Origin of the sequence: Amycolatopsis minnesotensis, from assembly GCF_039529815.1 — a bacterium.
Lineage (GTDB): Bacteria > Actinomycetota > Actinomycetes > Mycobacteriales > Pseudonocardiaceae > Amycolatopsis > Amycolatopsis minnesotensis.
In genome coordinates this window covers 309,160-322,417 of the sequence record NZ_BAAANN010000001.1, presented here as the reverse complement: position 1 = coordinate 322,417, position 13,258 = coordinate 309,160, and the positions used below count along the sequence as shown (strand labels likewise).

The 13,258-nt window shown below is 71.0% G+C and carries 4 protein-coding genes; all 4 read left to right on the top strand.

Features of this window, described 5'->3' with window-relative positions:
* The first annotated feature begins 181 nt into the window (after positions 1-181).
* The 4 genes from sbnB to ABD256_RS01290 are packed head-to-tail and all read left to right on the top strand — an operon-like array spanning position 182 to position 13,252.
* Complete coding sequence (gene sbnB / locus ABD256_RS01305) at positions 182-1,228, top strand: 2,3-diaminopropionate biosynthesis protein SbnB (protein ID WP_344412399.1); 1,047 nt, start codon at positions 182-184, stop codon at positions 1,226-1,228.
* A gap of 33 nt (positions 1,229-1,261) precedes the next feature.
* On the top strand, positions 1,262-2,272 hold the full coding sequence (gene sbnA, locus ABD256_RS01300; RefSeq protein WP_344412397.1) for a 2,3-diaminopropionate biosynthesis protein SbnA: 1,011 nt from the start codon (positions 1,262-1,264) through the stop codon (positions 2,270-2,272).
* 28 nt (positions 2,273-2,300) lie between these two features.
* Complete coding sequence (locus ABD256_RS01295; protein ID WP_344412395.1) at positions 2,301-13,046, top strand: amino acid adenylation domain-containing protein; 10,746 nt, start codon at positions 2,301-2,303, stop codon at positions 13,044-13,046.
* On the top strand, positions 13,043-13,252 hold the full coding sequence (locus ABD256_RS01290; protein WP_344412393.1) for an MbtH family protein: 210 nt from the start codon (positions 13,043-13,045) through the stop codon (positions 13,250-13,252). Before ABD256_RS01295 ends, ABD256_RS01290 begins: the two co-directional genes overlap by 4 nt.
* The last annotated feature ends 6 nt before the right edge of the window (positions 13,253-13,258 follow it).

Below are 13,258 nucleotides of genomic sequence, written 5' to 3'. Positions count from 1 at the left end.
CCTCGCGTGGCCACATTCCAGCAGTGGCCCCGTTGGCCGCGAGCCAGTAGAGGTGGCCTTATGCCAGTGGCGGGCGGGATAGCGTTGCCGTACTTCGTTCGGAACGCACCAGTGTGCACGGCGAACGACGACTGTAACAGAACTTTCGGAACACAACCGGCTGGCGGACAGGGAGCATCGGATGCCGGAACGAAATGGAATACCGCCCTTCTCGGTGATCTCGGGACGTCAGGTATTCGGCGTGCTGGACGGTAACGAGAAAAAGGTCGTTGATATCGTCGAATCCGCATACCGGTTGCACGGTGAGGGTGACACGGTGAACCCGCCGTCGTATTTCCTCCGATTCCCGGACCGGCCGGCCTCGCGCATCATCGCCCTGCCGGCCTCGGTCGGCGGCGACAACAGCGTCGACGGGGTGAAGTGGATTTCGAGCTTCCCCGGCAACGTCGCGAACGGCGTGCCGAGGGCCTCGGCCGTGTTGATCCTGAACGACCACGACACGGGTTACCCGATCGCCTGCCTGGAGAGCTCGGTGATCAGTGCCGCGCGGACGGCCGCGTCGGCGGCGTTGGCCGCGGCGGCGCTGACCCGTGGCCACGACCGCCCTCGGCGGGTCGGCTTCCTCGGCACCGGGCTGATCGCGCGGTACCTGCACACCTACCTCGCGCGGACCGGGTGGGAGTTCGACGAGATCGGGGTGCACGACCTGAACGCCGAGTCGGCCGACGGGTTCCGCGACTACCTCGACGGCGCGGGCACGACCGGCACGATCACGGTGCACCCCGACGCGGAGAGCCTGATCAGGGGCAGTGACCTCGTGGTGCTCGCGACGGTCGCCGGTACGCCGCACATCCACGACGTCGACTGGTTCCGGCACGACCCCCTGGTGCTGAACGTGTCGCTGCGCGACCTGGCGCCGGAGATCATCCTCATTTCGACGAACATCGTCGACGACGTCGACCACTGCCTGAAGGCGGACACCTCGCCGCATCTGGCCGAACAGCTCACCGGTGACCGGGGCTTCCTTTCCGGCACCCTTTTCGATGTGCTCGAAGGCAGGGTCGACCTGCCGAGGGACCGGCCGCTGGTGTTTTCGCCGTTCGGGCTAGGCGTGCTGGACCTCGCGGTCGCGAAACACGTTTACGACGAATTGGGCGAGTCCGGCGCGCTGTCGGTTGTCCCTGACTTCTTCCACGAGACGGATCGGCATCGCAAGGCCGACAAGTAAAAATCGGTGCCACACGCGGATAGGGGATTGTGCGTGCCTATCATTTCGGCTCCTCAGGAATACAACGAAGAGAGTCTTTACGTCGATCTCCGGACGGCGTTCGGGCGGTCGCTCTACCTCAAGTGCGAAGGGTTCAACTTCTCCGGTTCGGTGAAGCTGAAGGCCGCCGCGGAAATGATTTCGAGCGCGGAGCGGCGCGGGGTGCTGCGGCCGGGCGCCACCCTGGTGGAGTCGTCGTCGGGCAACCTCGGCGTGGCGCTGAGCATGATCGCGGCCGACCGGGGGTACGGGTTCGTGTGCGTCACCGACGCCAGGTGCAACGACGCGACCCGCCACATGATGGAAGCGTTCGGGGCGCAGGTGCACGTGATCACCGAGCCCGCCGCGGACGGTGGTTTTCTCGGCGCGAGGATTTCCCACGTGCGGGCGCTGTGCGCGGCCGACAGCCGGTTCGTGTGGCTGAACCAGTACCGCAACCCGGACAACTGGATGGCGCACTACCTGCACACCGCGCCGTCGGTGGCCGCCCAGTTCCCCGATCTCGACGTGCTGTTCGTCGGGGCGGGCACCACCGGAACGCTGATGGGGTGCGCGCGGTACTTCCGCGACTCCGGGCGCACCACGCGGATCGTCGCGGTGGACGTGATCGGGTCGGTCACCTTCGGCTGCGCCCCCGGCAGGCGGCTGATCCCCGGTCTCGGCACGAGCGTGCGCCCCGCCATCCTCGACGAGTCCTTTGTGGACGAGGTGGTGCACGTGTCCGAGCCGGACGCGGTGCGGCGCTGCCGCGAACTCGCCGCACGCGGGTTCCTGTTCGGCGGGTCCACCGGCACGGTCCTCAGCGGCGCGCTGTCCTGGCTCGCCGGCAACGCGCCGGGCGATTCGCTCACCGCCGTGGCGATCGCGCCGGACCTCGGCGAGCGGTACCTCGAGACCGTCTACAACGACGAATGGGTGGACGAGGCGTACTGGCCGGAGGCGGCCTACCGAGAAGGCCCCGCCCCGCTGCCCGAGCCACTGTCCGAGCTGAACGCCACCTACTGACGTCGCACATCCCTGGGAGAAGGCCAGCATGTCGGAGAATAGCCCGGAGTCGTTGCCGCTGTCGGCGGCACAGCTCGAGGTCTGGTACGCGCAGTTGCTCGACGAGGGCAACCCGATCTGGAACATCGCGGAGTGCCACGAGATCACCGGGCCGTTGCGGATGGAGGTGTTCTCGGCCGCGGTCACGCAGGCGGTGACCGAGGCCGAGTGCCTCCGGGTCCGGTTCGAGACCGACGGTGACGAGATCCGGCAGATCGTCGAACCGCTGGCGGAGCCGCCGTTGCGGATCGTCGACCTCCGCGGTGAAGCCGATCCGGCGGCCGCGGCGGACGAGTGGATGCGCGCGGATCTGCGCACCGCCGCGAACCTGTCGGCGCCGCCGTTGTACACGATGGCGCTGCTCCGTACCGCGGACGAGTCGGCCTCCTTCTTCATGCGCGCGCACCACGTGCTGTGGGACGGGTTCAGCGAGGCCCTTTTCGCGCGCAGGGTCGGCGCGATCTACACGGCTATGGTCACCGGTGGCGACCCCGGCGAAGGCGCCTTCCCCCCGCTGGCGGACCTGCTCGCCGACGAAGCGTCCTATCTGGAGTCGAAGCAGGCGGAGAAGGACAGGGACTTCTGGGCGGCGCGATTCCCCGAGACGCCGCAGCTCACGACGCTGGCCGGCACGGAGATCGTGCCGGCGGAGAGCTTCTTCCGCACCGGCGCGGTGGTGGACGCCGCGACGACCGAACGCCTCCGCGCGGTCGCGTGGGAGGAGCGGGCGGCGTGGCCGACGTTCGTGATTGCCGCGACGGCCGCCTACCTGCAGCGGATGGCGGGCACCGCCGAGGTCATGGTCTCCATGCCGGTCACCGCGCGCACCACGCCCGCGATGCGCGCGATCCCCGGCATGCGCGCGAACGTCCTGCCGCTGCCGCTGGCGGTCCACCCGGGGATGACCCGTGGGGAGCTGGTGTCCTATGTGGGCAAGGAGGTCAGCAGGACGTTGCGCCACCAGCGCCGCCGCGGGCAGCGGGTGCGCGAGCAGATGGGCCTCGGCCGCGACGACACCCGGCCGTTCGGCCCGGAGCTGAACGTCGCCTCGTTCATCGAGGAGCTGAAGTTCGGCCCGTGCACGGTGCGGTCCCGCAACCTCTCCACGGCGCCCAACGACGACCTGTCGATCACGGTGCACGACCTGGAGGACGGCGGCCTCAAGATCCTCTTCGACGGCAACCCGCGGCTCTACGACGAAGAAGCGCTCGACCGGCTGGTGCGGCGCCTGCGCGGGTTCCTGGTCGAACTGGGCTCGTGCGCGCCGTCGGCCCCGGTCGGCACGATCGATCTCGTCGACGGCGACGAGCGCGCGCTGGTGCTCGGGAAGTGGCTGGACACCGAGCGGTCGCAGGACTTCACCGACGTCGCCACGACGGTGCAGCGGATCGCGGACGCGCGCCCGGACGCCGTCGCGGTGGTCGATTCCGACGGCGAGACCAGCTATGCCGAGCTGTGCGCCCGCGCGGCGGCGGTGACCCGGCAGCTCGCCGGCGCCGGGCTCGCGAAGGGCGAGATGGTGGCGGTCCTCGACGACCGCGGCGCCGGGTTCATCGCGGCCGTGCTGGGCGTTTGGGCGGCGGGCGGTGCCTACGTGCCGCTCGATCCGCAGGCGCCGATCGCCCGCCAGAGCCAGGTACTCACCGAAAGCGGCGCGGCCGTGGTGCTCGCGGGCGCCCCGTACGAGCGCGGCGGCAGGGAGCTGGACGGCGAGCACGCCGTGTACGCCATCCCCGCGCACGGCGAACGCGGTGCCGGGCTGGATCCGGTCGTGGTGACCGAGGACGACCTCGCCTACGTGATCTTCACGTCGGGGTCGACCGGCAGGCCGAAGGGGGCCATGGTCACGCACGGCGGGATGGTCAACCACCTGCGCGCCAAGATCGACGACCTCGACCTGTCCGGCGAGGACCGGATCGTGCAGAACGCGCCGCTGTCGTTCGACATCTCGGTGTGGCAGATGATGGACGCGCTGCTGCTGGGCGGAACCGTGCGGGTCGTCGACCGGGATACCGCGAGCGACCCGTCGGCGCTGTTCGGGGTCACCGAGTCCGAGGGCGTCACGATCCTCGAGGTCGTGCCGTCGCTGCTGCGCGCGGCACTGGACGTGTGGGACGACGGCGGCAAGGTCCCGGAACTCGCGTTGCTGCGGAGCCTGGTGGTGACCGGCGAGGCGCTGCCGCCTGACCTGTGCGTGCGCTGGTTCGAGCGGTTCGGGGCGATCCCGATGGTGAACGCCTACGGCCCCACCGAATGCGCGGACGACGTGACGCACGCGGTGATCACGCCGTCGGGCGGGCTCGAAGGGCCGCGGGTCCCGATCGGGCACGCGGTCCGCAACACGCGGCTCTACGTGCTCGGTGACGGGCTGCGGCCGGTGCCGGTCGGCGTTCCCGGCGAGCTGTACGTCGCGGGTGCCGGGGTCGGCAGGGGATACCTCGCCGACGCCGCCCGCACCGCGGTGACCTTCCTGCCGGACCCGTTCCAGCGCGCCGGTGCGCGGATGTACCGCACCGGTGACGTCGTGCGGTACCGCGAGGACGGCCAGCTCGAGTTCCTGGAGCGGCGCGACCGCCAGGTCAAGATCCGCGGGCACCGGATCGAGGTCGCCGAGGTCGAGGTGATGCTGCGGACCCTGCCCGGTGTCGCCGACGCGGTGGTCGTGGTCGGTACCGACTCGGCTGGCCAGAAACGGCTCGTGGCCTACCTCGCCGGTGAGGGCGAGCCGGAGGACTGGCGTGCCGGCACCGAGCGGAGGCTGCCCGCCTACCTGGTGCCCTCGGCGTTCGTGAAGCTGCCCGAACTGCCGTTGACCCCGAACGGGAAGGTCGACCACAAGGCGCTGCCCACCCCCGAGCTGGACGCCGCGACGGACTACCGCGCTCCGGCGACCGGCAGCGAGGAACTGGTCACCGCCGTCTACGCGGAGGTGCTCGGCGTCGAGCAGGTCGGCGTGGACGACGGGTTCTTCGAACTCGGCGGTCACTCGCTGCTCGGCACGAGGGTGCTGAGCAGGCTGCGGCAGGCGACCGGGATCGAACTGACGCTGCGGGACCTGTTCAGCTCGCCGCGGGCGGGCGACCTGGCCGCACTGCTCGTCGGCCCGGTCCACGAACGCCCCGTGCTGGCGCGCGGTGTCCGCCCGGAACGGATCCCGCTGTCCCCGGGGCAGTACCGGATGTGGTTCCTCGACAAGCTCGAAGGCCCGAGCGGCACCTACAACGTGCCGTCGATGGCGAGGCTGACCGGAAAGCTGGACCGGGTGGCGCTGGAGCGGGCGTTCTGGGACCTGATCGACCGGCACGAAACGCTGCGGACGGTGTTCCGCCACGACGACGGCGAGCCGTACCAGGTGGTGCTGGAGGGGGTCGCGGCGCAGCCTCCGATGGAGGTCGTCGAGATCGACGAGGACGAGCTGGAGGACGCGGTACTGGACGCGGCCGCCTACGCCTTCGACCTGTCCGCCGAGATCCCGGTGCGCCCGACCCTGCTCGCGCTCGGCGAGGACGACCACGTGCTGCTGGTCGTGGTGCACCACATCTCCACGGACGGCTGGTCGGTGGCGGCGCTGGCGTCGGACATGAACACCGCCTACAACGCCCGGCTGCGCGGCACCGCGCCGGACTGGGCGCCGCTGGAGGTCCAGTACATCGACTACGCGCTGTGGCAGGAGCAGTTCCTCGGCGATCCGTCCGATGAGGACAGTGTGATCGCGGAGCAGCTCGCCTACTGGAGCGCGGAGCTGACCGGGATCAACACCGATCTGAACCTTCCGCTCGACCGGCCGCGGCCGTCGACGAGGACCTACCACGGCGACACGGTGTACTTCCCGATCGGCGCCGAACTGCACGAGAAGATCGTGGAGCTGGCGAACAGCCGCGGCGCGACCCCGTTCATGGTGGTGCAGGCCGCGCTGTGCGTGCTGCTCGGCAAGCTCGGCGGGAGCACGGACATCCCGCTCGGCAGTCCGATCGCGGGCCGGATGGACCCGCTGCTCGACCCGCTGGTCGGCCTGTTCATCAACACGGTGCTGCTGCGGTCGGACCTCTCCGGCGACCCCGCGTTCGCCGATCTGCTCGACCGCGTGCGCGAGACCGACCTTGCCGCGTACGGGCACCAGGACGTGCCGTTCGAACGGATCCTCGAGATCCTGAACCCGGTGCGCTCGGCGGGCACGAAGACGCCGTTCCAGGTCATCATCGCCTTCCAGAACAACGAAAAGCCGGTCATCGAAATGGCGGGCCTCAGCGGCCACTTCGAACTCGCGACCAACGGCACGGCCAAGTTCGACATCGCGTTCAACTTCGTCGAGGACTTCGACGAGGGACGTCCCGACGGGATCGACGGCAGCATCGAGTACAGCACCGACCTGTTCTACGAGGACACGATGCTGCGCCTCGGCGACCGGCTGGTGTGCCTGCTGGAGTCGGCGATGGCCGATCCGGCCACGCCGCTGTCGCAGCTGGACGTGCTCGGCGCGGGCGAACGCGACACGATCCTGCGCGAGTGGAGCAGGCGCGCGGTCGCGGTGCCCGCGATGCTCGACGGCCTGCCCGTGACGCCGCCGTCGCGGCCGAAGGTGTACCTCCTCGACGAGCACATGGCGCTCGTCCCGCCGGGGGTGACCGGCCAGTGGTTCGTCGCCGCCGACCGGATCAAGCTGACCGACGAGGCCAGTGGGTCCGGGCTGCTGGTGCCGAACCCGTTCGGCAAGGCGGGTTCGGCCATGATCGCCACCGGCAGGCAGGGCCGGTGGAGCCGGTACGGCGAGCCGGAGGTGTTCGAACGGGTCGTGCCCGTGGTGGCGGCCGAAGCCACCGCCGCCGAGGACGCCGAAGAGGAATGGGACGGCTCACCCCGTCCGCAGGAGCCCCGCAACGAGCACGAGGAAATCCTTTGCGGACTCTTCGCCGAGGTGCTCGGCCGTGACCGGATCGGCATCGACGACAACTTCTTCAAGTGCGGCGGCAACTCCCTGCGCGTTGGCAAGCTGATCGGGCGGGTCCAGTCGGCGCTGCAGACCGCGGTGACGATCAGGGACGTGTTCGAGAACCAGACGGTCGCCAAGCTCGCGGCCAAGCTCGGCGGCGCCCGGGTGCGCCCCGCGCTGGTCGCGGGTGAACGGCCCGAGGTGGTGCCCCTGTCGTTCGCGCAGCGGCGGCTGTGGTTCCTGAACCAGTTCGAAGGGCCCGGCGCGGCCTACAACATCCCGATCGCGGTGCGGCTGACCGGCACGCTCGACCGGGCGGCGATGAGTGCGGCGGTACGGGATCTCGTCGGCAGGCACGAGGTGCTGCGAACGGTCTACCCCGACGCCGGTGGCGAAGGCCGCCAGCAGGTGCTCGACGTGGACGAGGTCGTCGGCGAGCTGCCCGTGACGAAGACGGACGCCGCGCACCTCGACGAGGACGTGCGTGCCGCCGCGATGACCGGGTTCGACGTGACGGTGGACCCGCCGCTGCGGGCGTCCCTGTTCGAGGTCTCCGCCGACGAGCACGTGCTGTTGCTCCTGGTGCACCACATCGCCAGCGACGGGTGGTCGACGGCACCGATGGCTCGCGACCTCGCCGACGCCTACAAGGCCCGGCTCGACGGTGGCGCGCCGGAGTGGGCGCCGCTTCCGGTGCAGTACACGGACTTCGCGCTGTGGCAGCGAAAGCTGCTCGGTGACATCGCGGACAGCGGCAGCCTGGTGGCGAAGCAGACCGAGTACTGGCGCACCGCGCTGGCGGGGCTGCCCGACGAGCTTCCGCTGCCCGCGGACCGGCCGCGGCCGGTCGAGCCCACCTACCGCGGCGACATCGTGGACTTCCGGCTCGACGCCGGGCTGCACGAGCGCCTCGACCGGTTCGCCAAGGACACCGGGACCACGGCGTTCATGGTGCTGCAGGCGGCGCTGGCCGCGACCCTGTCGCAGTTCGGCGCGGGCACGGACGTCCCGCTCGGGACACTGGTGGCCGGGCGCACCGACGACGCGGTGGAAGACCTCGTCGGGTTCTTCGTCAACACGCTGGTGCTGCGAGCCGATCTCAGCGGCAACCCGTCCTTCCGCCACCTGCTCGCGCAGCTGCGGGAGACCGACCTCGCCGGGTACGGCAACCAGGACGTGCCGTTCGAAAGCCTGGTGGAAGCGCTGAACCCGGCGCGTGCGCGGGCACGCCACCCGTTGTTCCAGGTCGCGATCACGGTGCACAACAACGACGCCCCCGACGTCGAACTGCCAGGGCTGGTCCTGACCAGCGAACTGATCAGGACCAACATCGCGGACCTCGACCTGCACTTCGAGTTCATCGAGGAGCAGGACGGCGGAACCTGCGCCGGCATCGCGTCGCTGGTGAAGTTCAGCGTCGACCTGTTCGACCGGCGGACCGTGGAGTCGCTGGCCTCGGGGCTGGTGCGGCTGCTGGACCAGGCGCTCGCCGATCCGGACCTGCCGCTGAGCCGGGTGCTGGTGCTCGGCTCCGACGAGGTGGGCAACGCGCTCGTGACACCGGGCGACACCGCGCGGCCGAACGAGATCACCGATGTCGTCGCCAGGGTCGCCGAGCTGGCGAGGACCCAGCCGTCCGCGGTCGCGGTGTCCGACGAGCGCGGGCGCATGGACTACGCGGGGCTCGCCGCGGCGGCCGGTTCGGTCACCGAAAGCCTGCGCGCCCAGCGCGTCGAGCCCGGATCGCTCGTCGCGCTGCTCGCCGAGCGCGGGACCGGCTACGTCGCCGCGGTGCTCGGGGTGCTCGGCGCGGGCTGCGCCTACCTGCCCCTCGACGCCGCCGCCCCGTCCGGACGGACGCGCGGGCTGCTCGACGAAGCCGGACCCGCCCTGCTGCTGGCGGACGGCGGACACCGCGCGCTCGCCGTCGAGCTGGCAGGCGACCTCGGGGTGCTGGAGCTGGACCTGACCCGCACCGGGGAGTGGAACCCGGCCACCGGCACGGACCTGGACCTGGCGTACGTGCTCTACACCTCCGGTTCCACCGGCAAGCCCAAGGGCGCCATGGTGCACCGGGGCGGGATGGTCAACCACCTGCTCGCGAAGGTCGAGGACCTCGGCCTGACCGAACGGGACGTGGTGGTGCACAACGCGCCGGTGACCTTCGACATCTCGGTGTGGCAGATGCTGGCGCCGATCGTGGCGGGCGGCAGGGCGCACGTGGTCAGCGGTGAAACGGCACGCGATCCGCTCGCGCTGTTCGACACGGTGACCGGCGAGGGCGTCACGGTGCTCGAAGTGGTGCCGTCCCTGCTGGCGGCCACCCTCGACACCTGGGACATCGAGCGGGCGGCACCGGAGTTCCCCGGTCTGCGCTGGCTGGTCGTCACCGGCGAGGCGCTGCCGCCGAAGTCGTGCGCGCGCTGGCTGGAACGGCATCCGCGCATCCCGGTGATGAACGCCTACGGCCCGACGGAGTGCTCCGACGACGTCACCCACGCCACGGTCGAGGCGGCGCCGGCGGGGGCGCGCACCCCGATCGGGACCGCGCTGCGCAACACCGGTCTCTACGTGCTGGACGCCTGGCTCCGCCCGGTGCCCTCCGGTGTCGCGGGTGAGCTGTACGTCGGCGGGCTCGGTGTCGGCCGCGGGTACCTCGGCGCGCCGGGCAAGACCGCGGCCGTGTTCCTGCCCGACCCGTTCGCCGGGACCTCCGGTGCCCGGATGTACCGCACCGGTGACGTGGTGACGCGGGGCGCGGACGGGCAGATCACCTTCCTGCACCGCGCGGACGACCAGGTGAAGATCAGGGGCAACCGGATCGAGCTCGGCGAGATCGAGGCCGCGCTGCGGAGCCTGCCCGAGGTGGCGGACGCCGTGGTGCAGCCCTACGACGACGGTTCGGGGGCCAGGCTCGCCGCGCACCTCGTGCTCACCGGCGAGCTTTCGGACGGCGAGCTCAAGGACCGGCTCGGCTCGCTCGTGCCGCCCTACATGCTGCCCTCGGCCTACCTCCGGCTCGACCGCTTTCCGTTGACCCCCAACGGAAAGGTCGACCGCAAGGCGCTGGTGCCGCCGTCGGCGAGCGCGGTGGAACCCGGCCGCGCGCCGTCCACCCCGCGCGAGCTGGCTCTGCGGAAGCTGTTCGCCGAAGTGCTCGACGGTGCCGAGCTGGGTGCCGACGACGCGTTCTTCGACCACGGCGGGCACTCGCTGCTCGCGACGCGGCTCGCCAGCCGCATCCGCACCGAGCTGGGTGCCGAGGTCTCGGTGCGCGACGTGTTCGACCACCCGACGATCGCGGGGCTCGCCGCACGCCTCGACGGCGCGCGGGTGCGCCCGCCGCTGGTCGCGGGTGAGCGGCCCGAGCTCGTTCCGCTGTCCTACGCGCAGCGGCGGCTGTGGTTCCTGAACCAGTTCGAGGGCCCGAACGCGGCCTACACCATCCCGATCGCGGTGCGGCTGCGCGGCGAGCTGGACACCGACGCGCTGGCGTCCGGGATCCGGGACCTGCTCGGCCGGCACGAGGTGCTGCGGACCGTCTACCCCGAGTCCGACGGCGAGGGACGGCAGCGGATCCTCGGCGTGGACGAGGCGTTCACCGGACTGTCCGTTGTGGCCACACCGGCGTCCGAATTGGACGGTGCGCTCGCGGAGGAGGTGCGCGCCGGGTTCGACGTGACGGTCGACCCGCCGCTGCGCGCGACGTTGTTCGCGCTCGGCGAGGACGAGCACGTGCTGCTGCTCGCGGTGCACCACATCGCCACCGACGGGTGGTCGGCGGGGCCGCTGGCCGCGGACCTGGCACGGGCCTACACCGCGCGCCTGCACGGCGCCGGTCCGGAGTGGACTCCGCTTCCCGTGCAGTACGCGGACTACAGCCTCTGGCAGCGCGAGCTGCTCGGCGACGCGGACGATCGGGAAAGCCTGCTGGCGAAGCAGATCGGCCACTGGCGCGGCGCGCTGGCGGAGCTGCCCGACGAGCTGCCGCTGCCGCACGACCACCCGCGCCCCGCGGAGCCCACCTACGCCGGTGGCATGGTCACCTGCGCGATCGGGGCCGAGCAGCGCGCGGGTATCGAGGAACTGGCGAAGTCGACCGGCACCACCGCGTTCATGGTCCTGCACGCCGCGCTCGCGGCCACGCTGGCCGCGCACGGCGGTGGCACGGACATCCCGCTCGGCACCCCGGTGGCGGGCCGGACCGACGACGCGCTGGACGATCTGATCGGGTTCTTCATCAACACCCTCGTGCTGCGGACCGACCTGAGCGGCGACCCGTCCTTCCGCGCGCTGCTGGCCAGGGTCAGGGAGACCGACCTCGCCGCGCAGGAACACCAGGACGTGCCGTTCGAGAGCCTGGTGGAGGCGCTCAACCCGCCGCGGAGCCAGGCGCGGCACCCGCTGTTCCAGGTGATGCTGGTGCTGCAGAACAACCGGGACGCCCACGCGGAGTTCCCCGGCCTCGCCGTGGACGCGTGGCCGGTGGACACCGGCGCGGCGCAGTTCGACCTGCACTGCGAGTTCGTCGAAACCGGCGACGGGCTGGACGCGAACATCGGTTACAGCGCCGAGGTGTTCGACCGGGAGTCCGTGCTGTCCCTGGTTTCCGGCTTCCAGCGCCTGCTCGCCGGCGTGCTGGCCGACCCGGACGCCCCCGCGCTCGGGGTCGCCGCGCCGGACGAGGTGTGGGAGCGCAGGTTCCCGCGCTGGCGGGAAACCCGTCCGTCCACACCGGACGTTCGGGACGTGGTGGTGGTCGCCGGGCGCGAGCCGAGCACGCCGAGGGAGCGCCTGCTGCACGAGCTGTTCACCGACGTGCTCGGCACCGCGGAACTGGGTGTCGACGAGAGCTTCTTCGATCGCGGCGGGCATTCGCTGCTGGCGAGCAGGCTGGTGAGCCGGATCAGGGTCGCGCTCGACGTGCGGCTGACGATCAAGGACCTCTTCGACCACCCGACGGTCGCGAGGCTGGCGAGCAGGGTCGATCGCCTCGGGGACGGCACGCCGTTCGATGTGCTGCTGCCGCTGCGGCGCGAGGGCGGCAGGGCACCGGTGTTCTGCGTCCACCCGGCCGGCTGCATCAGCTGGTCCTACCTCGGGCTGTCGAGCTCGCTGGTGGACCGGCCGATCTACGGACTGCAGGCGAGGGGGATCGTCGAGGACGTCCCGCTGCCCGCTGACGTCCGCGAGATGGCGGCGGACTACCTGGCCCAGATCAGGGTGGTGCGCCCGCACGGCCCGTACCACCTGCTCGGCTGGTCGCTCGGCGGTGTCGTGGCACACGAGATCGCCTGCCAGCTGCAGGCGCAGGGGGAGGAGGTCGCGCTGCTCGCCAGCCTGGACAGCGCCCCCGGCGGCGACGAGAGCGAGCTGATCGACGACGAGTCGCTGGCGGCGACCGCGCTGCGGTTCTTCGGTCTGCGCGGCGACGAGCCCGCGGTGCGGGGGCCCGACTTCGACGGCCTTGCCGCGTTGCTGCGCGGGACCGACACCCCGATGGCCGATCTCAGCGTCGAACAGCTGAAGCGCTGTTTCGCCGCCTGGCGCAACAACCTCGCGCTGCAGGTCGAGTTCACCCCCGGCGTCTTCCGCGGCACGATGGTCCACTTCGTCGCGGCCGAGGAGGTCGGCAACCAGTCCGCGGGCCAGTGGAAGTCCTATGTGGACGGCACGATCGAGTGCCACGAGGTGGTGTCGACGCACGAGGGGATGACCGACGGCGAAGTGCTGCGGCAGATCGGCACGGCACTCGAACGGCAGTTGGCCCAGCAGGAGGACACGGAGGAGAGGAGCAACCGGTGACCAATCCCTTCGACGACGAAACGGGCACGTTCCACGTCGTCGTCAACGCCGAAGGACAGCACGCGCTGTGGCCCGCGTTCGCGGAGCTGCCGGATGGCTGGGCGGCCGCGCACGGACCGGATTCGCGCGCGGCGTGCCTCGCCTACGTCGAGGAGAACTGGCGGGACCTCCGTCCCGCGAGCCTCATCGCGAAGAACCTGAAGTAACCAACG